Genomic DNA, 24668 nt, shown 5'->3' on the forward strand with positions numbered 1-24668 from the left:
TGGTTGTCTTCTCGCAAATGACTCTCGACACTCAACTCTCGATACCGGCACTCAAAAATTCTGTAAAAAAGCCCCGGAGGTCGGGGCTGTTGCTGCTTGGAAACTAGGTCCCGACGATGCCGCCATCCTTGCGCCGGATGACGACGGTGGCCGAGCGCGGCCGTCCGCCCGCCGGGCCGTCCGGCCAATGGCTCACCGCCTTCGGCTGGGCCGGATTGCCGCGCGCGCCGGCGGTTTCACCGGGGTGCTGGATGTTGATGAAGACCGCGCGGCGGTCCGGCGTGAAGCTCATCCCGGTGACCTCGCAACCGGCCGGGCCGGTCAAAAAGCGTTTGGTCTCGCCGGTCGCCGGGTCGGCGCACAGCATCATGTTGTTGCCTATGCCTTTGTAGGCACCCTTGTGCATGGCCGATCCCGAAATGTCGGTTTGTATCCAGAGCAGGCCACCCGCATCGAACTGCAGGCCGTCGGGGCTGCCGTACATGTCGCCCTTGATGGTGCCGCGGTATTCGGCCTTGTCGGCATTCGGGTCACCTGCCAGGGCAAAGTGCATCCAGCGGAACTCGGTGGCGCTGGCGTCGCCGTCGAGCCGGCTGACAGCGTCGCCCTGACGGCTCTTGCCTTCGCGCCAGCGGATGATGTGGCCCATGATGTTGTCGTTGCGCGGATTGGCAGCGTCGGCCATGCGGCCGCCCTGGCCGCGGCGGCTGTTGTTGGTCAGCGTGACAAACACCTCGCCGGTGTTGGGGTGCACCGCCACCCACTCGGGGCGGTCCATTTTGGTGGCACCCACCACGTCTGCCGCCTGACGGCACTTCACCACCACGTCGGCCTGGCTGGCAAAGCCGCTGGCGGCATTGAGGCCGTCTTCGCCATGCACCAGCGGCAGCCAGCGGCCGTAACCCTGTGCATCAAAGCGCGCCACATACAGCGTACCGTGGTCCAGAATGTCCTTGTTGGCGCGGTAACCACCGGGCTTGACCTTGTCGCGACTGACAAACTTGTAGATGTACTCAAAACGCTCGTCATCACCCATGTAGACCACCGCGCGGCCATCGCGGGACAGCGTCGCCGTTGCCCCTTCATGTTTGATGCGGCCCAGCGCCGTGCGCTTGATCGGAGTCTGTGTCGGGTCCTGCGGATCGATCTCCACCACCCAGCCGAAGCGGTGTGGCTCGTTCGGGTGTTTGGCCACATCAAAACGTTCGTCAAACTCGTGCCAGCGGTAACCAAAGCCCTTGGCACGCAGGCCGTAACGCGCCTCGTCCGGGTTCGGCTTGTCCTGCGCCGAGAAGTAACCGTTCCAGTTTTCCTCGCAGGTCAGGAAGGTGCCCCAGGGCGTCTGGCCGGCGGCGCAGTTGTTCAGCGTGCCCAGCGGGCGCATGCCCTCGGGATCGGCCGAAGTTTTCAGCAGCGCATGCCCGGCGGCCGGGCCGCTGAACTGCATGGGTGTGTTGCCGGTGATGCGGCGCGCATAACGCGAGTTGGGCATCACGCGCCAGACACCGGCGCGTTCCACCACCTCGATCACGCTGACGCCGTGCGCCGCCTGCGACTTGCGCACCTTGTCGGCGGTCCAGGTCTTCATGCCGTCGCTGTGCAGCAGGCCGTCGTCGGTGTATTCGTGGTTGATGGCCAGCAGGCCGTGGCGCGGGTTCTTGTCCAGCGGGAAAAACTCCATGCCGTCGTGGTGCATGCCCGACTGCAGCAGCTGCTCCTGCCAGCTGTTCGACGCATCCGCACTGAAGGCCGGTGCCGCAGCCCCGGCAATACCGGTCGCGTCGCCCCAGCGGTACAGCACCTGGGCTTCGTACTCGGGCGGCACCACCAGCGCGTCGGCGCTGGAAGTCGATACGCCGGTAAAACCGAGCGGCCTGCCTTTGGCGGGCGCCGCGGCGCTGGCCGTCAGCGTGTGCGACCCCATCAGCAGCGCCACCGCCGCCGTCGTGCAACGCAGCACATGGCGACGCTCACCGTCTACTTCATGAATGAACGGATTGCACGTCGTGTTGACGCCTTCACCCTGCTCATAATCCCTGCCGAAACCTTGACCCATGAATCACTCTCCATCGTGTTTTTGACTGATGCGGTGATTCTGGAAGTCGAGGGTGACGTGTTCATGTCGGTTTGGTGGCAGTTTGATGACAGTCAGTTGGTGACTGCGCAGACTATGAATTGCGTAGCTGCCTGCGCCCGTCCTTCGTGGGCGGGGGCTGACTGACTTGAAATTCAGGCGATTTCAGTGAACTGTCCGTTCCGGCATCGCTCCTGCCCTGCAGCAGGAAAAGCAATGACGTCACCAACCCCATGGCACCTTGGGCGAAAATGAAGCGGCTGGCCATCAGTGCCTGAGGAAACCATGTTGAACGGAGCCGCACCGAATTGTCTGACCACCGCCTGGGCCACCCACGCGCCCGAGTTGCGCGGCTGGCTGCGCCATCGGCTGGGCAACCCTGCCGAGGCCGACGACCTGCTGCAGGACCTGTTCATCAAGGCCCTGCGCCAGGGTGAACGCTTCTGCTCGGTGCAAAACGCCCGCGCCTGGCTGTTCGAGGTGGCGCGCAACACACTGGCCGATCGGCTGCGCGTGGCCCGCGCGACCGTGGAAGTACCCGACGACCTGGCCGCACCTGCCGACGAAGCCGACACGGTGGACACCCTCACGGCCTGCCTGCCGCGCGTGCTCTCTGAGCTGACGGCCGAGGACCGCGAGGTCATCACGCTCTGTGACCTGCAAGGCATGCCCCAAGCCGAGTTCGCCGCCGCCAGGGGGCTGAACCTCAGCGCCGCCAAATCGCGCCTGCAGCGCGCACGCCAGCGCCTGAAGCAGCGCATGACCGTGGCTTGCCAGGTGCAAATCGACGATACCGGGCACGTCGCGGATTTTGTGCCGCGTCCGTAGAGCTGGCGGCTTGAAAGAACGCTGAGCACCGGCCCCGCAGCCGTGCCTACACCCTCTTTTGCTACTATTTTGATAGCTTCTTGCGCTTTCTGCATAAGGGCTGGAGGCATATTTCATCATTATTTCTGCGATTTGTGCGTCTTTTGCCGATTCCGTTCGTCTTCATGGGTATGAACACCGTCACGACGCCGCAAAAATCCTGGCCCCTGCGCCAGCCGGTCATCTTTTTGATCCTGGCCGCTCTGGTCTGGCTGGGCCTTTACCAGACACTGCTTCCCGGCTCTGAAGCACTGGTCGCCGCCTTGCCGGTAGACCGGGCCAGCCACCTGGGTGGTGCGCTGCAGTTTTTCTTCTACGACACGCCCAAGGTGCTGATGTTGCTGACCGGCGTGGTGTTTGTCATGGGCATGATCAACAGCTACTTCACGCCGGAGCGCACCCGCGCCCTGCTGGCCGGTCGCAGCGAGGGCGTGGCCAACGTGATGGCCGCGTCCCTGGGCATCGTCACGCCGTTTTGTTCATGCTCCGCGGTGCCGCTGTTCATCGGTTTTGTGCAGGCGGGGGTGCCGCTGGGGGTCACGTTCTCCTTCCTGATCTCTGCCCCCATGGTCAACGAAGTGGCGCTGACGTTGCTGTTTGGCCTGTTCGGCTGGAAAGTGGCGCTGTTGTACCTGGGCCTGGGCCTGACGGTCGCCATCGTCGCGGGCTGGGTCATTGGCCGCCTCAAGATGGAAGCCTGGCTGGAAGACTGGGTGCGCGACATGCCCAAAACTTCGGCCCAGTTTGAAGACGCGCAGACCACGCTGGCTGACCGCATTCAAGCCGGCTTTTCAGCGGTACGCGAGATCGTGGGCAAGGTCTGGCCCTACATCCTGGGCGGCATAACACTGGGCGCTTTGATCCATGGCTATGTGCCGGAAGCGTTCATGGCCAGCTTCATGGGCAAGGAAGCCTGGTGGTCGGTGCCGCTGGCGGTGCTGATGGGTGTGCCGATGTACACCAATGCAGCAGGCGTGATTCCCATCGTGCAGGCGCTGCTGGCCAAGGGCGCGGCCCTGGGCACCGTGCTGGCTTTCATGATGAGCGTGATTGCGCTGTCCCTGCCCGAGCTGATCATCCTGCGCAAGGTGCTCAAGCTGCGGCTGATTGTCACCTTTGTGGCGGTGGTGTCCGGCGGCATCCTGCTGGTAGGTTTTGTATTCAACGCGGTGCTGTAGGCACAGCTTTATTTCATCAACTTCAATCTCAAGGAAACACCATGGACATCAAGGTACTCGGCACCGGCTGCGCCAACTGCAAGAACACCATCGCCCTCATCGACCAGGTGGCAAAAGCCAAAGGCGTCACCATCCATCTGGAAAAAGTGGAGGAATTGCGCGACATCATGGGCTACGGCGTGATGAGCACACCCGGTGTTGTCATCAATGGCAAGGTGGTCCATGCGGGCGGCGTGCCCAGCCGTGACAAGATCGAGCAGTGGCTTACTGCCACCGCTTGAGCAACGAAAGCGCGTTCCCCCGCTGCAAAAGGGTTACCCTGTCGTCGGGGGCACCTTGACGCTTGTGCCGCGCCTGCCCTGAGTACGAACGCAACCGACAAGGATCACCCTTCATGAGCCAGCCCGCCGCCAAAATGACTTTTCATGTGGCGTCGCGCCGCGTCGACGCGCACGGTAGCCTGTCGAATTGCAAAAACGCCGAAATCGCCCTGGATACCGACCTGGCGGGCAACCCGGATGCATTCAACCCGGCAGAGCTGTTGCTGGCGGCCCTCTCGGCCTGCATGATCAAGGGAATGGAGCGGGTGGCGCCTATTCTGAAGTTCAGGATGCGCGGTATTGAAGTCATCGTCGATGGCGTGCGGCAGGACGTGCCGCCCCGAATGGAGTCCATCCGTTACGAAATCATCGTGGATACCGACGAGTCGGACCAGCGACTGGACTTGCTGCATGAAAATGTGAAGAAATACGGCACGGTGTTCAATACCGTTGCGCCGGGAACTGACTTGAGTGGTGTCCTGCGGCGGCGCTGAACCGCAAGCAACATCGACATCGCAACGAGAGGACAAGCGACATGTGCATGGGATACGCAAAAGAAATCAGGGCGTGGATGTGTGAGGAAGCCGGCAGTCAACGCGAGTCCATGATGGCCGCCTGGGGCCGTGCATTCGAGGAATCCTTCGATGCGTCGGACCCACCCGCCTATTTCCCGCCGGGCAGTGTCGCGGTGATGCCGGAGGCCCCCGCCGCATGAGCGCTGACCACGACCACGACCATGGGCACGCGCCCGCCAACTTCAACCGGGCTTTTGCCATCGGCATTGTGCTCAACATCGTCTTTGTGGCGATCGAGGCGTTTTACGGCTGGAAAATCAACTCGCTGGCCCTGCTGGCCGACGCCGGGCACAACCTGAGCGACGTGGCGGGTCTGGTCCTGGCGTGGGGCGGCGCACTGGCCAGCAAGCTGCGCCCCAACGCGCGCCACACCTACGGCTGGAAGCGCGGCACCATTCTGGCGGCTTTTGCCAATGCCCTGCTGCTCCTGATGGCGATGGGTGCACTGGCCTGGGAAGCGGTGGGCCGCCTTTTCTCGCCCGAGCCGCTGGCCGGTGCCGAGGGCGTGACCATCATGGTGGTGGCCGGCATCGGCATTGTGATCAACACCGCCACCGCCCTGCTGTTCATGCGCGGGCGCGAGCACGACCTCAATATCCGCGGCGCCTTCATGCACATGGCCGCCGACGCCCTGGTGTCTGCCGGGGTGGTGGTCGCGGGGGCGCTGACATTGTGGATGGGCTGGGTGTGGCTGGACCCGGTGGTCAGCCTGCTGATTGCGGGCGTCATCCTGGCGGGAACCGCGAGCCTTTTCAAGCAGTCGCTTCACATGCTGTTTGACGGCGTCCCCGACAGCGTGGACCCGCAGGCCGTTCAGGCATGTCTGGCGGCGCTGCCAGGCGTGACACGGGTGCACGACCTGCACATCTGGGCGATGGGCACGTCGCAAGTCGCGCTGACGGCGCATCTGGTGATGCCGCAGGGACACGCAGACGACGCTTTCCTGAAACACGCGACCGACCAGTTGCACGACCGTTTCGACATCACGCACGTGACGCTGCAGGTCATGCAGCAAGCCTTCACCGCGCCTTGCGCCCCACCTGATGTGTGAGCTCCTGGCCCTCTCGACTTCCGGGCCGACCCGGCTGACATTTTCGCTCCACACCCTGGCTTCGCGCGGCGGCGCAACCGGCAGCTCGCGCGACGGCTGGGGCGTTGCCTTCTACCAGGGCGAAGACGTGGCGCTGTTCCGCGAACCGCTGGCCGCCGGAGACAGCCCCTTGGTTCGCTACCTCGAAACCCAGGGGCCGAGCACCCAACTGGCCATCTCGCACATCCGCCATGCCACGCGTGGCGCGGTGAGCTTCTCGAACACGCAGCCCTTTGTTCGGGAACTGGGTGGCCGCACCCATGTGTTTGCCCACAACGGCGACCTGCCCGGCATCGAAAGCTGCAAAACGCTGACGCTCGGCGCCTACCGGCCCGTGGGGCAGACCGATTCGGAACATGCTTTCTGCGCCCTGATGGAACGCCTGCGGCCACTGTGGGACGGGGCCGAGCCTCCATCCTTGGACGCACGCCTGTCGCTGCTGGCGTCCTTCGCCGCCGACCTGCGCGCGCTCGGCCCGGCCAACTTTCTTTACGCCGACGGCGACACCCTGTTTGCACACGGCCACAAGCGCCTGCAACCCGACCTCGGCCGTCCCGGGCCGCCAGGCCTGTGGATGCTGCAACGGCATTGCCCACCCGAGGAGCCGGCGACAGCCCGCGAAGCCGGCGTCGCGATCGTGCAGGAGGAGCGCCACGCCCTGTTTATCGCAAGCGTGCCGCTCACCGACGAGGCCTGGCAGCCGCTGGCCGAAGGGGATCTGGTGGCGGTACGCCATGGTGCCTTGCTCGCTACGCGTGGTGCTGCCACTGCTGCAGTGACTTCATCCGCTACCAAATAGATAGCTGCTTGCGCTTTCGCAGCAAGGACTGGAGGCTGATTTTATTCGGTAACGCTGGGCAACCCGGCGGCCATGACCACGGCCGCCGACGCGGCCGAAGCCGTGTGGCGCGCCGCGAACGATTCGGCCGCGCCGCAGCGGTATCCGGCGGGTGCTGACGCGGTCTCGCTCGCCCGGAAGTGAGTGATGGACATGCGCACCCAGGGCTGCTGGGTCGTCACGGCGGAAATGGTGATGGCAGATCTGCTGATTGCAACGACAGCCAGCGCCCCTGACATGTCAGCCAGGGATTCGCAGGAACGTGTGATCCAGACTGAGTACAAGGCGGCTCGCACCAATCTGGAGAACTGGAGATTAGGGTGAAAGCAAAACCACTTGCCATAGCCTTCCCTCGCATATAGAGACAACTCGAAGAAAAAAAACGCACCACAAGACGTTATAAACACGCGCTGTTACAGTCCCCGTTGTGACACATAAAAAATCACCATCGACGACCGAAGTTGGAGACTCTTTCCGCGACTTGGTTTGCGAGCTACTGCGCACTCAGTTCCCCGATGCACAGCCAGAACAGTACGTGAATGGCACGAAGGTCGACGTGCTTTTCACTCGTGTGGATTTCGGTCGCACTGATCGGATGGCCGTCGAGTGCAAGAGCTATGAGACCCCTCTGACCAAGACGTACATCGAAGAGAAAATTTGGCCAAAGTACCAGCGACTGCTTGACGCCGGGTACATTGACGGCGTACTTATCGTCAGCAGAAAGCCTGTTGGAAGCGCCGCAGCAGATTCCATTAAAGGCTGGCGGTATGCGCGCCACTTAACCATTCAAGAACTAGAAGAGTCGCTTCTTGGGATACGCAAGTACGTCCAGACGCTTGCAGGTCTGCAGCCCATTGAGGAGGCGTCGTATGTCGAAGCCCGATTCGATGGGCACGATGGAGCCGCGCTTGAGAAACTGCAAGCGTGGGTGTCCTCGCCAGCAGGCAACGGACTTGCAATCTTGGGGAGCTATGGTCAGGGAAAGACCAGCTTGGCACGACGAGTCGCGGGTTATTACGCCAATGCCTACTTGGCTGATCCGACTCAGCGTATCCCCATCATCAAAAAACTCGGCGAGGTTGTGCATGAAACGCGCCTGGAAGCGCTCTTCGGAGCCGAATTTACCGCCGACAGTCCGGCACCCGGGTACCAGTTCAAGACCTTCGACTACCTAAACCAGACAGGACGATTGCTAGTGATTCTGGACGGCTTCGACGAAATGAAGCACGCAATGACGGCCTCTGACTTCTTCTCAAACTTTCGAGAATTCAATCGCCTGTTAAAAGGCCAAAGCAAGGTGATTTTGCTTGGCCGGCCCAATGCGCTCCCCTCAGATGCGCAAGATTTGGTCTTTCGCGGCATTAGGAGGGTCGGAGGACAGAGCGTCGCCAGCACGGAGTTCAATCAGTGGCAGGAGTTGACACTTGCCTTCTTCAATGAAGCCGAACGCCAAGACCTTCTTTTTAGCAATCTCAAAAATATCGTTAGTCGCTATCAGGTAGCCGGACGCTTTACGTACAAGAGCTCGTTCGTGGAGGAACGGACGGCCGAAGTGTTGGATCGCGTACCACCTGATCTGCTCGCGCGCCCAGTTCACGTGCAACTGATCTCCGAACTTGCAGCTGACCCAAGCTTTGATTTCGGCGACTTCACCCGATATCGACTTTACGATCACTTCATTCGTTCCATGGTGGAGCGGGACACGACGCAAAAGCGTGCCCGCAAGGCTATTCCGCTCGGTGATCGCTTGCAATTCCAGCGTGATGTGGCTTGGTGGGCTTGGCGACGCATAGGCAAAGTGCAAGGCAGCTTCGGGCGAGAGGAAATACCCAACTCCTTGTTGGCCGAGTTGCCTGACGGAAACGCAACTGATCTTGAGGGCAAGCGAAACGAGTACATCGTTTCCACTCTTACAGAGGAGAAAGACTCTGGAGTTTTGTACTTCGCACACCGTTCTTTCCAGGAATTTTTGGTAGCTGAACGACTACGATTGGCAAAACCCGACCCGAATGCACACGCTGAGTACTCGGCACATATCACCCCGGACATCATCTCATTTTTGAATCAAACGCCAGATCTGGACTACGTCATGGACTGGTACGACACACTGCGTTCCAGCCCCGGTCTACTGTCACCTTCGTACCTTTTGTTTTACTCGAGGTTCCCTCGTCTAATTGAAAATATCGAACAAACCGCCCTTAGACAACCTGCGCAAGTAGATATGTGGACGGTGGCGATCATCGTGCTGGCTCACCAGTCGAAGACCCCCGGCTCCCCCACGTTAGCTCAACTCGATGCATTTCTTTTACAGGTATTGAGATTGGGCCAAGACGATGCTGCCGCCACTGCGACATTGGCCCTTCTCCAAAGGCAACAGAGTCGTTTTTCATCACCCATGCTGCTCGCACTTGTAGGGGGTCTAATCGAACGATGCTTACGTCGCGCCCGTCCGGAATCTGATCCGTCTGCCCTCTCGATCGAAGCGAAACAATTCGATTTCTCCGCAAAGTGGCTTGGTCACACCGTAGAGAAGGTTTTTGCGATGCAGGGGAAGCTCGACGCCGCGAAGTTGCAATTTAACCCAGGCAAACTTATTGCACTATGCGCCGGGGAGGTCAACGACCGGATGCCGGAAGCTGTCAGCGCGTTCGGCGAAGTCCGGGAAAGTGCAATAGTGGCACCCGTGAGCGTCGAAACCCAGAAGGTATATGAAATGATCGATTTGAAGCTGCGAAAGGCTCACGACGGCTTCTTGCGTAATCGGAGAACCAATTTCGTAGTTGTATCCTATGACAGGACACGCAGAGCGGGCAATAGTTTCAAGCCGCATTAACTACGCCATCCAGATGAGGTTGTTGCGCCTTATCCTTTAGCATGGATGAATCAGTATGCTACTACCTCAATAGCTACTAACGCCCGCCCGCCAAGGGCAAAACCAGCGCCCTGTAAGACTTATAAGATTCACAAACTCCGCTGCTTCACCCGCCAGAACAGCGCCTCCGCACTCTCCTTGCGCTCGCTGTACCGGTCCACCAGGTAGGGCGCGACATCGCGAGTAAGCAACGTGAACTTGACGAGTTCTTCCATCACGTCCACCACACCGACCACCGACGACTGATCGGGAATCGTCAGCACGCGCAGCAGGTTGATCCGCCGCACACCCAACTTTGGTGTGACTTATTTACATCCCCAGAACCCGTGCAAACGCCTCCAAAGCGGACTAGCATGAAACCGAATGCACCGTCCCCAGACGTTGACGCGCCCAGCGGCTGAATATATCGTTGTGTAAAAGATAAAGGCCATGAACCACAAGCGCCCATCCCGGCTTGATTTGAAGTACCGGGCTGCGGCCTGAACCAGACAGCCATGCGAAGTTTGACCTCTCAACAATTGCAGGCCCTCGAGAGAACCGGCGCCTCCGAACCGGAGCCGCTCCATCTTGCCGACCTGAGCCGTCCGTTTGTTTACGACAGGGCGTTTGGCGTTTTTTACTGCGTTCCAGGCCGTCATCGCGACACGATGTCACTTCTGTACGCTTATGCCAAAGGGTACGAAAGCGGCATTGACGCGGCTGAAGCGCTTGGCCTGGACTTTCCCGAGGAGACGGCCGACAGGTGGCTGGAAGAAATCGAGGGGACCGCTTTTCGCAGCTCGGTGGGCCACCGGGTGCAGGTTGGAAAGCGGGCCAACCTCACGCGCATCGAGGAGCGCTGGTTGGGTGAGGTGGAGTATTTATTTGACTGAGGTCTGAGCCACTCGCGCAGCTGGCAAAACAAGGCGCACGGCCATTCGCTACCAATTCAATAGCTGACACCGACCGATCCATAAGGGCTGCAGGCCTGTTTCTCATGCAAGCGTCGGTCCATGAGCCTGGTTGCCCCACCAACGCGGCAGCTCGCGTCCAGCCTGGCCAGCGCGCTCACGCCTTCGACCGCACGCGCACGGGCTTCCTCACGCGTGGCGTCAACTCGCCGGCCGCCGCTGAGCGCAGCAGTCGCTGAAAGGTCGGGCACTCGGCGTGGCTGGGCGCGGGACACACCGCCGCATGTCTGAGCCCGTTGCGCATCGCCTTCAGGCGCTTGATCGTGTTGTCCAGCTCGTCGGCCTTGGCGCTGAGCGACTGCCTGTCGATGCTGGCCTGACCGTCGGGCGAGAACATGGCGCCGATGTCGTCCAGCGAAAACCCGGCGGCCTGCCCGAGCGCAATCAGTGCCAGCTGGTCCAGCACGCCCGGTGCAAATGTTCGGCGCAGGCCCTGCCGGCCGGCCGAGGTGATCAGCCCTTTTTCTTCGTAGTAGCGCAGCGCGGAGGCAGGCAGGCCTGACTTTTTGGCGACTTCGGCGATGTCCATGAAAAAACCTCTTGACTTCAAGTTGACTTGAACTTGTAGAGTGCCCTCACCGTCACTTTTTGTCAACGAGGAATCACATGAACACATTTACTGCAGGCGCGGCGCACATCCTGCTCATCGGCATGGGCGCCACCGCAGTCATGGACGCCTGGCTGCTGCTTCTCCAGCGCCTGGGCGTGCCCACGCTCAACTTCGCAATGATCGGCCGCTGGGTCGGCCACTGGCGCAACGGCACCTGGACGCATGACGCGATCGCGAAGGCCGCGCCGGTGCCAGGCGAACGCGTTTTGGGGTGGTTCGTCCACTACGCAACCGGCATCGGCTTCGCGGGCCTTCTGGCCGGCATCTTTGGCATGAACTGGGTGCACAGCCCGACGCTGCTGCCGGCGCTGTGCGTGGGCATAGCCACAGTCGCAGCGCCCTGGCTCGTCATGCAGCCCGCCATGGGGGCGGGCATCGCGTCGTCGCGCACGCCGGCACCGGCAAAAAACCGGCTCAGGAGCCTGGTAAATCACAGCGTTTTTGGACTCGGCCTGTACCTGGCCGCCGTCGTCATCGCCTGGATCTCGCGATGAAGCCTTTTTTCAGAGATTCACTCACTCAACTTCACTCAACTTGAACTGGACACCACACCATGAAGAACAAACAACTTGCCGTCATCTATCACAGCGCCCACGGCCATACCGGCCACATTGCCGGGCACATCCTGGCGGGTGTGCGATCTGTTCCCGGCATCGATGCGCATTTGCTGAAAGCCGAAGAACTCGCAAAGACTCCCGAACACCTGCTGGACTATGACGGCTTCGTCTTCGGTTCCCCCACCTACCTGGGCGGTGTCTCCGGCACCTTCAAGACCTTCATGGATTCGACGGGCCGGCTCTGGAAAAGCCACGCCCTCAAGGGAAAACTGGCATCGGCCTTCACCGTGTCGTCCCTGCCGGCAGGCGACAAGCAATCCACGCTGCTGTCCATCTTCGTCTTCGCGATGCAACACGGCATGGTCTGGGTCGGCAACGCCATCCTGCCCGAGCAGCACAGCGGCGTGCCGTATGAAGAAGCCGCCAACCGGCTCGGCTCCTGGTCGGGAATGATGGCGCAGGCCGGGCATTCGGCGCCTGCGGATTCGTTCGCACCCGGGGACATCAAGACGGCGCGGATGTTCGGCACGAATGTTGCTGAAGCACTGCAGCGCATGGCAGCGAATGCCAATCTGGAGGTGACGCAATGATTCCCCGAAAATTTGAGTCCATGTTGTTCGGCTTCTTTCTGTCAGGCCTGATGTCGCTGCTGGTCGCAGGAATATCCACGCTGCGCGCCGCCGGGATGGGGCCGGGCTTTCTGTCACTGTGGATCACTTCCTGGCTCACGGCGTGGTTGTTTGCCTTCCCGGCGGTGCTGGTGGTTTCGCCTGTGGCGCGCCGGCTGGTTCGCAGCCTTCTGCAAGCGGAGGGAGCAGCAGGCCCTGCTTCAAAGAGAGACTGACCGGTCGCTATTAATTCAATAGCTGCCTGCGCTTGTCCGGCATGGGCTGGAGGCCGATTTGATTCACAAACTCCGCTGATTCACCCGCTTCGACAGTGCCTCCGCACTCTCCTTGCGCTCGCTGTACCGGTCCACCAGATAAGGCGCCACATCACGCGTGAGCAAGGTGAACTTCACGAGTTCTTCCATCACATCGACCACGCGGTCGTAATAGGCGGAAGGCTTCATGCGCCCGGCTTCGTCGAACTCCAGGAAGGCCTTGGCCACCGAGGACTGGTTGGGAATGGTCAGCATGCGCATCCAGCGGCCCAGCACGCGCAGCTGGCTCACCGCGTTGAAGGACTGCGAGCCGCCGCTGACCTGCATCACGGCCAGGGTTTTGCCCTGGGTCGGCCGTACCGCGCCCTCGGCCAGCGGGATCCAGTCGATCTGTGATTTCATGATGCCGGTCATGGCGCCGTGGCGCTCGGGCGAGGTCCAGACCATGCCTTCGGCCCACTGCGCGAGTTGCCGCAGCTCCTGCACCTTGGGGTGGCTGTCGGGCGCGTCGTCGGGCAGCGGCAGGCCGCTCGGGTCAAAGGTTCTGGTTTCGGCGCCCATGGCCTGCAGCAGGCGCGCGGCCTCCTCGCTGAGCAGGCGGCTGTAGGAGCGCTCGCGTACCGAGCCGTAGAGCAGCAAAATGCGCGGCGCGTGCGCTGACGGCCGGAAGGCCTGCAGTGCGCTGGCTGTGGGCAGCGCGAACAGGTCTTTATCTACGTTGGGAAGGTCTTCAAGCGCCGGCAACACGTTCTCCCTTGGCATTGATGACCGGCTCGCCGTCTTCCTTGGTGAAAGCGCCCTGCTGCGGCGCAGGCAGGATGTCGAGCACGGCTTCAGAAGGCCGGCACAGGCGTGTGCCCAGCGGCGTCACGACGATGGGCCGGTTGATCAGGAGGGGGTGGGCCAGCATGGCGTCCAGCAGCTGGTCGTCCGTCAGCGCCGGGTTGTCGAGCTGGAGTTCGGCGTAGCGCTTTTCCTTGCTGCGGATCAGCGCGCGCAGCGGCTGCCCGGTCCGGGCCACCAGCGCGACCAGGGTTTCCCGGCTGGGCGGAGTTTGCAGGTACTCGATGACTTCGGGTTCGACCCCGCTGTTGCGGATCAGCGCCAGCGTGTTGCGCGAGGTGCCGCACTGGGGGTTGTGGTAAATCGTGATGTCGGCCATTGCTGTTTTCCTGGTTGGGCTTGCCTCGTTTCGATTATTCAATTATATTTGAAACATGGAAACAAAACCTCTCGATGATACCGGCGCCGTCAAAGCCCTGGCGGCACTGGCGCAGACGCAGCGCCTGCGCACCTTCCGCGCGCTGGTGGTCGCCGGGCCCGACGGGCTGACACCGGGCGCGATTGCCGAACAGCTCGAAGTAGCGCCCAGCGCGCTGTCTTTTCACCTGAAAGAACTCGCGCATTCCGGCCTGGTCAGCAGCGAGCCGCGCGGCCGCAACCTGATTTACCGCGCGAACTTTGACCACATGGTGGAGCTCATGAATTACATGACCAAACACTGTTGCCAGGGCGAAGCCTGCGCAGTCTCCGACGCCGCCTCCTGCGCGGCCTGCTGAACGGGGCACCGCCATGAACCTCGCCGAGGCCCTGAATCTGGGCTGCCTGTGCCGCACCCTGAACCCCGAGCGCCTGCGCCAGCAGCTGGAAACCGACCCCAGCCTGCAAGGCATGTTGGCCGGACTGGCCACGACACACCCGCACCTGTTTTCCGAGACGGCGGTGTTTCTGGACCCGGCCATACGCGCGACCCTGGGCCAGGCGATTGCAGCGATTGAAGGCGTGATCGCCCTGCCCGCTTACCAGCAGGCGGCACTGGCCAGCGCGCCCGGGATTGCCCGCCAGAATTTCGGCCCCGCCGGCGTCTTCATGGCGTACGACTTTCACCTGGGTGCCGACGGCCCGCGCCTGATCGAGATCAACACCAACGCCGGGGGCGCGCTGCTCAACGCCGCGCTGGCACGTGCGCACCGCGAATGCTGCGAACCGATGCAGGGCCTGATGGATGTTTCGAGCGACCTGGCGCAAATCGACCAGACCTTTGTGGCGATGTTCCGCGCCGAGTGGCAAGCCCAGCGTGGCGCGCAGCCACTGCGCAGCGTATTGATCACCGACGACGCGCCGGAGGCCCAATACCTGGCACCTGAATTTGCATTGGCACGGCAGCTTTTTCTGGCGCACGGCATCACGGCCGCCGTGGGCGACGCGTGCGAGCTTCAATGGAAAGACGGCGCACTGTGGCACCCCGCCCTGCCCGCGGGCCTGGCGGTGGATCTGGTCTACAACCGCCTGACCGATTTCAGCCTGTCCGAACCAACGCATGAAGCCCTGCGCAGCGCGTATGTGGCCGGCGCGGCGGTGGTCACGCCGCACCCGCGCGCCCACGCGCTGTATGCGGACAAGCGCAACCTCATCACCCTCGGTGACGATGCGCTGCTGGCCTCCTGGGGCGTGTCGGCTGAACACCGGCGCCTGCTGCAAGCCGTGGTTCCGCACACCGAACTCGTTACCGCCGACCATGCGGACGACCTCTGGGCACGTCGCCGGCAACTCTTCTTCAAACCCGTGGCGGGTTACGGCGCCAAGGCCGCCTACCGCGGCGACAAACTTACACGTGGTGTGTGGAGCAACATCCTGGCCGGTGGCTTTATCGCGCAGGCGCTGGTGCCGCCCAGTGAACGCCTGGTCGATGTCGATGGCGTGGCCACCCGCCTGAAGCTGGACTTGCGCGCCTACACCTTCCGCGGCCGGGTGCAACTACTGGCCGCACGCACCTACACCGGCCAGACCACCAACTTCCGCACGGCCGGCGGCGGCTTTTCGCCGGTGGTGGTGCTGCCGGCGCTGGAGGGTCGCCTGCCTGCGCCGGGCCTGGCCGGGCCCACGGGTGCGGACACGTGCGTCACGACAGCCGGCGCGCCTTGCTGAACCCAAGAGCGCCAGCAAGTCAGGGACACCGCACGGTCATGAAAACGCCACACCTCCTTGTCACCGCGGGCCTGACCCGCCATCCATGCCACACCAGGCCTTCGCCCTGCACCATGCCCCCACCGTGGATTCCGGATCAGGTCCGGAATGACAGCTTGGGCGAAGGGCATCTCTGTCTCTGAACCATCGTCCTGCCCCAAAAACTTTTCTTCTGGAGAACTTTCAATGTCCGCGCGCCCCCTCAACGTCCTGTTTTTATGCACCCACAATTCGGCCCGCAGCGTCCTGGCCGAGGCCACGCTGAACCACATCGGCAAGGGGCGCTTCCAGGCCTTTTCGGCCGGCAGCAGCCCGCGTGAGAACCAGCAGCCGAACCCGCTGGCGCTGCAGGTGCTGCAGAACGCCGGCATCGCGACCGAAGGCCTGCGCAGTAAAAGCTGGGACGAGTTTGGCCAGCCGGATTCACGCGCGCGCCGCGCCGGGCCGCCCCAAGCAAGCGCAGCCCCCTCGGGGGGCAGCGCATTACACGAAGTGAAAAGCGTGGGGGCCGTACCTTTGATGGATCTGGTGATCACGGTCTGCGACAACGCTGCCGGTGAGGTCTGCCCGTACTGGCCCGGCCAGCCGGCCACCGCGCACTGGGGTTACGCCGATCCCTCGGACGTCGAGGGTGATGAGGCGAAAAAACTCGAAGCCTTCCGTCAGACCCTGTTCGCGATACGCCGCCGCCTGGAGCTCCTGATCAACCTGCCGCCCGAAAAACTCGCGCGGGCCATGGTGCAGCAAGCCGCGCGGGACCTGGCCAAGCAGGCCTGAGCAAAGCCATTCACAAAAAAAAGGAAGTGTCATGGGATTGTTTGAACGTTACCTCACCGTCTGGGTGGCACTGGGCATCGCCGCCGGCGTGGGCCTGGGCCTGCTGGCACCAACCGCCTTTCAGGGCATTGCCGCGCTGGAGATCGCCCACGTCAACCTGGTGGTTGCCGTGTTCATCTGGGTGATGATTTACCCGATGATGATCCAGATCGACTGGTCGGCCGTGAAAGACGTGGGCAAGAAACCGCGCGGCCTGATCCTCACGCTGGTGGTCAACTGGCTGATCAAGCCCTTCACCATGGCCGCGCTGGGTGTGCTGTTCTTCCAGTACATTTTTGCGCCCTGGGTCGATCCGCAATCGGCCAGCGAATACATCGCCGGCATGATTCTGCTCGGTGTGGCGCCCTGTACGGCCATGGTGTTTGTCTGGAGCCAGCTCGTCAAGGGCGACGCCAACTACACGCTGGTGCAGGTCTCGGTCAACGACCTGATCATGGTGGTGGCTTTTGCGCCCATCGCCGCCTTCCTGCTCGGCGTGACCAACATCACCGTACCCTGGGAAACGCTGGTGCTTTCCACCGTGCTGTACGTGGTGCTGCCGCTGGCGGCCGGCATGGCGACGCGGCATCTGCTGCAGCGCCGCTCCAGCCACGCGGTGGCCGACTTCGTGGCCAAGCTCAAGCCCTGGTCGGTGATCGGGCTGATTGCCACCGTGGTGCTGCTGTTCGGCTTCCAGGCCGAAACGATTGTGGCCAAACCGCTGGTGATCGCCATGATCGCGGTGCCGCTGATCGTGCAGAGCTACGGCATCTTCATCATCAGCTACATCGCGGCCAAAGCCTTGAGCCTGCCGCACAACGTGGCCGGCCCGGCCTGCCTGATCGGCACCTCCAACTTCTTCGAGCTGGCGGTCGCCGTGGCGATTTCGCTGTTCGGCCTGCAATCGGGCGCGGCACTGGCCACGGTGGTCGGCGTGCTGGTCGAAGTGCCGGTGATGCTGTCGCTGGTGGCCATCATCAACCGCACGCAGCACTGGTTTGCACCGCAGCGCGCTTGAGGGGCTGGCCGGCGGCGGCGTTGCTGCTGCATGGCCATTTCTTCATATCAAATCGGCCTCCAGCCCTTTATCCACCTGCGGCAACAGCTCTGTTTTTGATAGCACGCAAACCCTCGCCACGCCATGAGCCAACCCCGCAGCGTCACCGTCGCCAGCCTCGGCATCGCCCAGACCCTGGCGTGGGCGTCGAGCTACTACCTGCCGGCCATGCTCGCGAACTCGATGGCGCGCGACCTCGGTGTCAGCACGCCGACGGTATTCCTCGGGTTCTCCGTAGCGCTGGTGGTGTCCGCCCTGCTCGGCCCCTTTGCCGGCAAGGCGATTGACCGTTATGGCGGCCGGCCGGTGCTGGCCGCCACCAGCTTCATTTTTGCCGGCGGGCTGGCGGCCCTGGCCCTGGCGCAGGGACCGGTCGGCCTGTTCGTGGCCTGGGCCATTCTGGGTGTGGCCATGGCCGCCGGCCTGTATGAAGCCGCCTTTGCCACGCTGGTGCACCTGTACGGCAAGGACGCGCGCGGCGCCATCACCGGCATCACGCTACTGGCCGGTTTTGCCAGCACCGTGGGCTGGCCGCTGTCGGCCTGGCTGGAACTCGAATGGGGCTGGCGTGCCGCCTGCGGGGTGTGGGCCGGCCTGCACCTGCTGGTGGCGCTGCCGCTGAACCTGATGCTGCCTTCCACACCGGTAGCGCCAGCTGAGCCGCCGGCCGTACAGGCCATGCCAGCAGAACCGGCGCCGGCCGGCACCCTCTCCGCATCTGAAACCGCGTCCGTACAAAACCCGACGCGCATGGTGGCGCTGCTGGCCTTTGTGTTTGCCGCGACCTGGTTCATCAGCACCGCCATGGCCGCACACCTGCCGCGCCTGCTGCAGGTGCACGGCGTGCCGCTGGCCACCGCGCTGGTGTTTGCCGGGCTGGTCGGCCCGGCGCAGGTGGCCGGGCGGCTGCTCGAGTACGGGCTGCTGCGCAACATCCATCCGCTGATCTCGGCGCGCGTCGCCGGCGCCATGCACACGCTGGGCGCCCTGGTGTTCCTGGCTGTCGGTGTGCCGGCGGGGGCGGTGTTCACCGTGCTGCACGGTGCCGGCAACGGCGTGCTGACGATTGCCAAGGGCACGCTGCCGCTGGTGCTGTTCGGCGCCAAGAACTATGGCGCGCGCCAGGGCCTGCTGATGGTGCCGGCGCGTTTTGCGCAAGCTCTCTCGCCCTGGCTGTTCGGCCTGGCGATTGACCGCTTCGGCGCGGGCGCCTTGTGGTTTTCAGCGGCGCTGGGCGCGCTGGCTTTTGGGGCCTTGATGCTGCTGCAGGGCCCGCGCGGGGCACCGGTCCGGCCCGCCTGATTCAGCGCGCCCTCAGGCCAGCCACTTCTGCAGAAACTGCGCCTGACCCATGGCCGGGTCGAGCTGGTAGGCGGCAAAACCGATGCGTTCATACAGACGGATGGCGGACGCATTGCCCTGCAGCACTTCCAGCGTGAGTTTGCAGGCGCCACGCTCGCGCGCGATGGCCTCGACCTCGGCCAGCATCAGCTCACCGACACGCCGGCCGCGGTGGCTGGCCAGCACCACCACGTCGTGCACATTGACCAGCGGGCGGCAGGCAAACGTTGAAAACCCCTCGATGCAGTTGACCAGCCCGACCGGCTGCGTGCCGTCGAAGGCCAGCACGCTGAAGGCCTGGGGCCGCGCGGCAAGTTCCGCCACCAGGTGGGTTCTGGCGAAGTCGCTCAGGGGCTGCCCGCCGCCGGCCTTGTCACGTGCGTAGGCGTCGAGCAGGGCTACCAGCGCGTCGGCGTGTGCGGGGTTGCGGTAGTCAGCGCGGCTGATGCGCAGGCCGGAAGCGGCGATAGCTGTCATGCGGGGAGCCCTGTGGAAAGGTGGATGTGGTGATTTTAAGCAGCCAACCCACGAGTCCGGCGCAGTACCACTTCTGGAATCACCAATAAAAATGGTCGCCAGCCCAGACAGGTAAAGCGCCGGCAGCTATCAAAAACAGAGCAATGTACGCTGGCAGACAGTTGCCCCCAGCACTTTCCGCCATGGTGAATGCTGGGCCGCCGCTCTTTACCGGACATTTACGAAGCCCTTTCCGGCGCTACACCTGAGCGCGAAGCCTTGCAGTGATAATTCTTCAGCGAGCTGAAAAATACACGCTGGCAGCGCCAAGGCGCCGCTGGCGACAACACCCATCAAACACAAAAAAGTGCCGCGCCGGACCGCTGGTGCAGTGGGCAACAAGGACAGCTGATGGACCCGAAATCTGAGGCGCCGACCGTCGGCCCCGAGACCCTCCCCCGCAAACGCCTGAGCCGACGCGCGATCCTGATTGGCAGCCTGATCGCGGTGCTGCTTCTCGCCGGCACCGGCTGGCTCGCCTGGCGCCTGACCCACCCCGCGGCAGACGCCAGCACCGCCGCCCCTGGCGGCGCAGCCCGCCGCGGACCGCCAGCCACCACGGTTGGTGTTGCCACCGCCGAGCGGGCCAGCATTCCCATTCTTCTGGACGCCCTGGGCACGGTCACACCGCAAGCCACGGTGAAGGTGCGTCCACAGGTCTCCGGCGTGTTGCAGAAAGTGCTGTTCAAGGAAGGGCAGATGCTGCGCGCGGGCGAACTGATGGCCACCATCGACCCGCGCCAGTTTGAGCTCGCCCTGCAGCAAGCCAGCGGCCAGCGCCAGCGCGACGAAGCCCAACTCGACAGCGCGCGCGTGACGCTGCAGCGTTTCAAGACTCTGCTGGACCAGGACTCGATTGCCCGCCAGGAGGTCGACTCCCAGGCCGCGCTGGTCAAGCAGCTCGAGGGCACGGTCGTGATCGACAAGGCCAACGAAGGCGCGGCGCGCCTGAACCTGGGCTACACCCGCGTGGTCGCACCGGTCAGCGGCCGCGTCGGCCTGCGCGCGGTGGACGTGGGCAATGTGGTGAACCCCAGCGATGCCAATGGCATTGCCCTGATCACCCAGGTCACCCCGATTGACGTGGTGTTTTCCATTCCGCAGGACCAGGTCGGCGAATTGCAGCAGGCCGTCAGCGCCGGCACCGTGATGAAGGTCACCGCGCTGGACCGCACCCGCTCGGGCACGCTGGACACCGGCGTGTTTGCCTCGCTCGACAACCAGATCGACACCACCACCGGCACGGTCAAGGCCAAGGCGCGTTTTGCCAACAGCAAGCTCACGCTGTTTCCCAGCCAGTTCGTCAATGTGCAGCTGCTGGTGCGTACCATCGACAACGCCGTGGTGGTGCCGGTCACCGCCGTACGCCTGGGCGCCAGCGGCGACTATGTGTATGTGCTCAATGCGGCGGAGCGCACCGTGAGCCTGCGCCCCGTCAAACGCGGGCCGGCCACGGTGGACAAAATCGTGATCGCCTCCGGCCTGCAGGTGGGCGAACGCGTCATCACCGAAGGCGCCGACCGGCTCAAGGACGGCGCCCGTGTGGTGCTGCCTGGCGATGCGCCCGGCGCTGGCCGGGCTGGTGGGCGCAGGCCGCAGGGCGCCGCATCGGCACCGCGCGCTGACAACCCCGCGCCCGGCGCCGCACCGATACCCCGGCCCGCTGGGTCTGCCTCTGGTGCACCTGCTTCTGCTGCCCCGGCGACGGCAGGCCCGCCGGTTGCGCTGGCCCCGCCGGCACCCCCAGCCGTCAGCGCAGGCGCGCCGCCTGGCGCTGAGCAGCGCAAGCGTTTTCTGGAACAGGTCAAAGACGACCCCGAAGCGCTGGCGCGGCGCACCGGCCTGCTCGCAGCGATAGACCGGGGTGATGCCGCCGCGCTGGCGCGCTGGCACCAGATCATGGAACGGCGGCGCCAGGGCGCCCAGGCGCCGGCTCAATGACGGCCCCCGGACGACTGCCCGCATGAGCCCGTCGAGTCCCTTCATTCAGCGGCCGGTTGCCACCGCGCTGCTGATGGTGGCCATCGTTCTGGCCGGCCTGGTCGGGTTCAAATTTTTGCCGCTGTCGGCCCTGCCGCAGGTGGACTACCCGACCATCCAGGTGCAGACGCTGTACCCCGGCGCCAGCCCCGAGGTGATGGCGCAGACCGTGACCGCGCCGCTGGAGCGCCAGTTCGGCCAGATGGCCGGGCTGCAGCGCCTGAGTTCGACCAGCGCGGCCGGCGTCTCCATCGTCACGCTGCAGTTCGGCCTCGGCCTGGGCCTGGACGTGGCCGAGCAGCAGGTGCAAGCGGCCATCAATGCCGGCGGCTCGCTGCTGCCGGCCGACCTGCCGGCGCCGCCGGTGTACGCCAAGGTCAACCCGGCCGACGCGCCGGTGCTCACGCTCGCGATCACCTCCGACAGCCTGCCGCTCACCGAGGTGCAGAACATCGTCAACACCCGGCTGGCGCTCAAGATCAGCCAGGTCAGCGGCGTCGGCCTGGTCTCGCTGAGCGGCGGCCAGCGGCCCGCCGTGCGCATCCAGGCGGACACGCGCGCCCTGGCTTCTTACGGCCTCGGGCTCGATTCGCTGCGCACGGCGATTGCGGCGGCCAATGCCAACGGCGCCAAGGGCAGCATCGACGGCCCGACGCGTTCATATTCCATCAATTCCAACGACCAGCTGCTGGCAGCGGCGGAGTACAAGAACCTGATCATTGCCTTTCGCAACGGCGCGGCGGTGCGTGTGGCCGATGTGGCGCAGGTGGTGGACAGCGCTGAAAACGTCAAGCTCGGCGCCTGGTCGGGTCTGAAGCCGGCGATCATCCTGAACGTGCAGCGCCAGCCCGGCGCCAACGTGATTGCCACCGTGGACGCGATCAAGGCACGCCTGCCCGAGTTGCAGGCCGGCCTGCCGACCGCCATGAAGGTCGATGTGCTGAGCGACCGCACCACCGGCATACGCGCCTCGGTGCTGCATGTGGAGATCGAGCTGCTGCTGGCCGTGGTCATGGTGGTGCTGGTGATTTTTGCGTTTTTGCGCAACCTCCGCGCCACCGTGATCGCCAGCCTGGCCGTGCCGATTTCGCTGATAGGCACCTGCGGCGCCATGTACCTGCTGGGCTACAGCCTGAACAACCTGAGCCTGATGGCGCTGACGATTGCCACCGGTTTTGTGGTGGACGACGCGATCGTGATGATAGAAAACATCTCGCGCTACATCGAAAAAGGCGAGGCCCCGATGGCCGCCGCGCTCAAGGGCGCGCAGCAGATCGGCTTCACCATCATCTCGCTGACGGTCTCGCTGATCGCCGTGCTGATTCCGCTGCTCTTCATGGGTGACGTGGTCGGCCGGCTGTTTCGCGAGTTCGCGGTCACGCTGGCCATCACCATCCTGATCTCGGCGGTGGTCTCGTTGACCCTTGTGCCCATGATGTCAGCGCGCTGGCTCAGACATGAACCGGACACCGGCGGCAGCCCGACCGGCGCGAAACTGCAGAAGTTTTTCGATGGCGTGATCACGCGTTACGACGGCTGGCTCAGCTGGGTGCTGCGGCACCAGGGCGCCACGCTGCTGGTGGCACTGGCCACGCTGCTGCTCACCGTGCTGCTCTATGTGCTGATTCCCAAGGGTCTGTTCCCGACGCAGGACACTGGCCAGCTGCAGGCCCGCATCGAGACCTCCAACACCATGCTGCACACCGGCCGCATGCTGATCAACCTGAAAAGCAGCCGCAGCACCAGCCAGCAGGAGACCATGGACCGGCTGCAGCGCCGGGCCGGGGCGGTGGCGGGCGTCACCATGTATCTGCAGCCGACGCAGGACCTGACCATCGACGCCGAGACCGGCCCGACGCAGTTCCGCGTTTCGCTCGAAGGTTCGGACACGGCCACGGTGACGCTGTGGGCCAACAAGCTGGCGCAGCGCATGCAGGAGCTGCCGGCGCTGCGCAACATCGCCTCGGACGCCGGTGCCACCGGCACCTCGGCCTACATCTCGGTGGACCGCGACACCGCCTCACGCGTGGGCGTGACAACCTCGGCGATTGACGACGCGCTGTACAGCGCTTTTGGCCAGCGCATCGTCTCGACGATTTTCACCGAGACCAACCAGTACCGCGTGATCCTCGAGGCCCTGCCCGACCCCCTGATGACCGCGGCCTCGCTGGGCAGCCTGCCGCTCAAAACCGGCTCGGGCGTCACCACCCCGCTGGCCAGCATCGCCACCATCACCGAGCAGCCCGCACCGCTGCAGATCACCCGCGTGGCCCAGTACCCGGCGACGACGCTGGGTTTCGACACAGCACCGGGCGTCTCGCTCGGCAAGGCGGTGGGCGAGGTCAAGCAGGCAGCGAAGGACATCGCCCTGCCCGCCAGCGTGACCCTGACCTTCCTCGGCGCGGCGGGGGCCTACCAGACCTCGCTGTCCAGCCAGCTGTGGCTGATCCTGGCGGCGGTGATCTGCGTCTACATCGTGCTCGGCGTGTTGTATGAAAGTTATATCCACCCGCTGACGATTCTCTCGACCCTGCCTTCGGCCGGCGTGGGTGCGCTGCTGATGCTGATGATCAGCGGCTCCGACCTTGGGGTGATCGGCATCATCGGCATCATTTTGCTGATCGGCATCGTGAAAAAGAACGCGATCATGATGATCGACTTCGCCATCGACGCCGAACGCAGCGAAGGCAAGTCGCCGCAGGAAGCGATTCATCAGGCGGCGCTGCTGCGCTTCCGGCCCATCCTCATGACCACGCTGGCCGCCCTGTTTGCCGCCGTGCCGCTGATGCTCGGATGGGGCGAAGGGGCCGAACTGCGCCGGCCGCTGGGGCTGGCCATCTTCGGCGGGCTCATCGTCAGCCAGGTGCTCACGCTGTTCACCACGCCGGTGATTTATCTGGCGTTTGACCGGATGGGGCAGAGGTTCAGGCGGAGGGCTTCGGTGTGAACACCCTCCTCCTTCCGCGGGTTGTCATCCCGGACTTGATCCGGGATCCATGTTCGAAGACCACCACCGTTCGGGCTGAGCTTGGTCTGTCCAGAGCTTGTCGAAGGGTCGAAGCCTGTGCCAGCTTGAAAGTTGGCGGTGCTTCAGACAAGCCGGGTCTCGCCCCGGCGGGCGACTCACTTTCTCTTGCGTCGCCAAGAGAAAGTAAGCAAAGAGAAGGCGACCCGATG

Annotated in this window: 25 protein-coding genes and 1 pseudogene; 20 read left to right on the forward strand and 6 right to left on the reverse strand. The window is 63.7% G+C overall.

What is annotated here, in order from left to right:
* Window positions 1–103: 103 nt before the first annotated feature.
* The gene (locus tag B7X65_RS05825; protein WP_293593353.1) at window positions 104–2056 is read right to left on the reverse strand and encodes a PhoX family phosphatase; all 1953 of its coding nucleotides are present in this window, start codon (window positions 2054–2056) and stop codon (window positions 104–106) included.
* Window positions 2057–2359: 303 nt separating this feature from the next.
* Here B7X65_RS05825 and B7X65_RS05830 point away from each other — a divergent pair, with 303 nt between their 5' ends.
* From B7X65_RS05830 to B7X65_RS05875, 9 genes are all read left to right on the forward strand, one after another.
* Window positions 2360–2902, forward strand: a complete 543-nt coding sequence (locus B7X65_RS05830; RefSeq protein ID WP_293593354.1) for a sigma-70 family RNA polymerase sigma factor — start codon at window positions 2360–2362, stop codon at window positions 2900–2902.
* Between the two features lie 170 nt (window positions 2903–3072).
* Complete coding sequence (locus B7X65_RS05835) at window positions 3073–4119, forward strand: permease (RefSeq protein ID WP_293593355.1); 1047 nt, start codon at window positions 3073–3075, stop codon at window positions 4117–4119.
* A gap of 41 nt (window positions 4120–4160) precedes the next feature.
* Window positions 4161–4400 (forward strand): thioredoxin family protein, encoded by a 240-nt coding sequence (locus B7X65_RS05840; protein WP_293593356.1) that lies wholly within the window; start codon window positions 4161–4163, stop codon window positions 4398–4400.
* A 113-nt stretch (window positions 4401–4513) separates the two neighbouring features.
* Window positions 4514–4933, forward strand: coding sequence for an OsmC family protein (locus tag B7X65_RS05845; RefSeq protein ID WP_293593357.1), 420 nt, complete (start codon window positions 4514–4516; stop codon window positions 4931–4933).
* 47 nt (window positions 4934–4980) lie between these two features.
* Window positions 4981–5154: a hypothetical protein gene (locus B7X65_RS05850; RefSeq protein WP_293593358.1), complete on the forward strand. Its 174-nt coding sequence runs from the start codon at window positions 4981–4983 to the stop codon at window positions 5152–5154.
* Entirely contained in the window at window positions 5151–6065 is a 915-nt protein-coding gene (locus B7X65_RS05855) for a cation diffusion facilitator family transporter (RefSeq protein WP_293593359.1), read from the forward strand. Before B7X65_RS05850 ends, B7X65_RS05855 begins: the two co-directional genes overlap by 4 nt.
* On the forward strand, window positions 6058–6903 hold the full coding sequence (locus B7X65_RS05860; protein WP_293593360.1) for a class II glutamine amidotransferase: 846 nt from the start codon (window positions 6058–6060) through the stop codon (window positions 6901–6903). Before B7X65_RS05855 ends, B7X65_RS05860 begins: the two co-directional genes overlap by 8 nt.
* A 186-nt stretch (window positions 6904–7089) precedes the next feature.
* Entirely contained in the window at window positions 7090–7266 is a 177-nt protein-coding gene (locus B7X65_RS05870) for a hypothetical protein (RefSeq protein ID WP_293593361.1), read from the forward strand.
* Between the two features lie 103 nt (window positions 7267–7369).
* Window positions 7370–9775, forward strand: a complete 2406-nt coding sequence (locus tag B7X65_RS05875) for an NACHT domain-containing protein (RefSeq protein ID WP_293593362.1) — start codon at window positions 7370–7372, stop codon at window positions 9773–9775.
* A 128-nt stretch (window positions 9776–9903) separates the two neighbouring features.
* On the opposite strand, the pseudogene B7X65_RS05880 reads toward B7X65_RS05875, so the two are convergent.
* Window positions 9904–10041: pseudogene (locus B7X65_RS05880) on the reverse strand (arsenical resistance protein ArsH); the annotation flags it as partial.
* Window positions 10042–10308: 267 nt separating this feature from the next.
* On the opposite strand from B7X65_RS05880, the gene B7X65_RS05885 reads away from it, so the two are divergent.
* Window positions 10309–10686 carry a hypothetical protein gene (locus tag B7X65_RS05885; RefSeq protein ID WP_293593363.1) on the forward strand — a complete coding sequence of 126 codons (378 nt, stop codon included), beginning with the start codon at window positions 10309–10311 and terminating at the stop codon, window positions 10684–10686.
* Window positions 10687–10861: 175 nt separating this feature from the next.
* Here the strand turns inward: B7X65_RS05885 and B7X65_RS05890 are convergent, their stop codons facing one another.
* Window positions 10862–11293, reverse strand: coding sequence for a helix-turn-helix domain-containing protein (locus B7X65_RS05890; RefSeq protein ID WP_293593364.1), 432 nt, complete (start codon window positions 11291–11293; stop codon window positions 10862–10864).
* Window positions 11294–11370: 77 nt separating this feature from the next.
* Here B7X65_RS05890 and B7X65_RS05895 point away from each other — a divergent pair, with 77 nt between their 5' ends.
* From B7X65_RS05895 to B7X65_RS05905, 3 genes are read left to right on the forward strand one after another with little or no spacing between them, the layout of a single operon-like run.
* The gene (locus B7X65_RS05895) at window positions 11371–11868 is read left to right on the forward strand and encodes a DUF2938 domain-containing protein (protein ID WP_293593365.1); all 498 of its coding nucleotides are present in this window, start codon (window positions 11371–11373) and stop codon (window positions 11866–11868) included.
* A gap of 59 nt (window positions 11869–11927) precedes the next feature.
* Window positions 11928–12521, forward strand: a complete 594-nt coding sequence (locus tag B7X65_RS05900; RefSeq protein ID WP_293593366.1) for a flavodoxin family protein — start codon at window positions 11928–11930, stop codon at window positions 12519–12521.
* Window positions 12518–12775: a DUF2798 domain-containing protein gene (locus tag B7X65_RS05905; protein WP_293593367.1), complete on the forward strand. Its 258-nt coding sequence runs from the start codon at window positions 12518–12520 to the stop codon at window positions 12773–12775. The genes B7X65_RS05900 and B7X65_RS05905 overlap by 4 nt, the downstream gene beginning before the upstream one ends.
* 63 nt (window positions 12776–12838) lie before the next feature.
* Here the strand turns inward: B7X65_RS05905 and arsH are convergent, their stop codons facing one another.
* Together arsH and arsC are read right to left on the reverse strand one after the other, a co-directional pair.
* The gene (arsH, locus tag B7X65_RS05910; RefSeq protein WP_293593368.1) at window positions 12839–13576 is read right to left on the reverse strand and encodes an arsenical resistance protein ArsH; all 738 of its coding nucleotides are present in this window, start codon (window positions 13574–13576) and stop codon (window positions 12839–12841) included.
* On the reverse strand, window positions 13545–13976 hold the full coding sequence (arsC, locus tag B7X65_RS05915) for an arsenate reductase (glutaredoxin) (protein WP_293593369.1): 432 nt from the start codon (window positions 13974–13976) through the stop codon (window positions 13545–13547). The genes arsH and arsC overlap by 32 nt, the downstream gene beginning before the upstream one ends.
* A 55-nt stretch (window positions 13977–14031) precedes the next feature.
* On the opposite strand from arsC, the gene B7X65_RS05920 reads away from it, so the two are divergent.
* The 5 genes from B7X65_RS05920 (at window position 14032) to B7X65_RS05940 (ending at window position 18956) form a co-directional block, all read left to right on the forward strand.
* Entirely contained in the window at window positions 14032–14373 is a 342-nt protein-coding gene (locus tag B7X65_RS05920) for a metalloregulator ArsR/SmtB family transcription factor (protein ID WP_293593370.1), read from the forward strand.
* 13 nt (window positions 14374–14386) lie between these two features.
* Window positions 14387–15742: a hypothetical protein gene (locus B7X65_RS05925; protein ID WP_293593371.1), complete on the forward strand. Its 1356-nt coding sequence runs from the start codon at window positions 14387–14389 to the stop codon at window positions 15740–15742.
* Between the two features lie 225 nt (window positions 15743–15967).
* Window positions 15968–16558 carry an arsenate reductase ArsC gene (locus B7X65_RS05930; protein WP_293593372.1) on the forward strand — a complete coding sequence of 197 codons (591 nt, stop codon included), beginning with the start codon at window positions 15968–15970 and terminating at the stop codon, window positions 16556–16558.
* Between the two features lie 31 nt (window positions 16559–16589).
* Complete coding sequence (gene arsB / locus B7X65_RS05935; protein ID WP_293593373.1) at window positions 16590–17615, forward strand: ACR3 family arsenite efflux transporter; 1026 nt, start codon at window positions 16590–16592, stop codon at window positions 17613–17615.
* A gap of 123 nt (window positions 17616–17738) precedes the next feature.
* Window positions 17739–18956, forward strand: a complete 1218-nt coding sequence (locus B7X65_RS05940) for an MFS transporter (RefSeq protein ID WP_293593374.1) — start codon at window positions 17739–17741, stop codon at window positions 18954–18956.
* 12 nt (window positions 18957–18968) lie between these two features.
* Here the strand turns inward: B7X65_RS05940 and B7X65_RS05945 are convergent, their stop codons facing one another.
* The gene (locus B7X65_RS05945; RefSeq protein WP_293593375.1) at window positions 18969–19472 is read right to left on the reverse strand and encodes a GNAT family N-acetyltransferase; all 504 of its coding nucleotides are present in this window, start codon (window positions 19470–19472) and stop codon (window positions 18969–18971) included.
* A gap of 390 nt (window positions 19473–19862) precedes the next feature.
* Here B7X65_RS05945 and B7X65_RS05950 point away from each other — a divergent pair, with 390 nt between their 5' ends.
* Entirely contained in the window at window positions 19863–21452 is a 1590-nt protein-coding gene (locus B7X65_RS05950) for an efflux RND transporter periplasmic adaptor subunit (RefSeq protein WP_293593376.1), read from the forward strand.
* A 22-nt stretch (window positions 21453–21474) separates the two neighbouring features.
* Complete coding sequence (locus B7X65_RS05955; RefSeq protein WP_293593377.1) at window positions 21475–24438, forward strand: efflux RND transporter permease subunit; 2964 nt, start codon at window positions 21475–21477, stop codon at window positions 24436–24438.
* Window positions 24439–24668: the final 230 nt, after the last annotated feature.

Origin of the sequence: Polaromonas sp. 39-63-25 (assembly GCF_002278925.1) — a bacterium.
Taxonomy (GTDB): domain Bacteria; phylum Pseudomonadota; class Gammaproteobacteria; order Burkholderiales; family Burkholderiaceae_C; genus Polaromonas.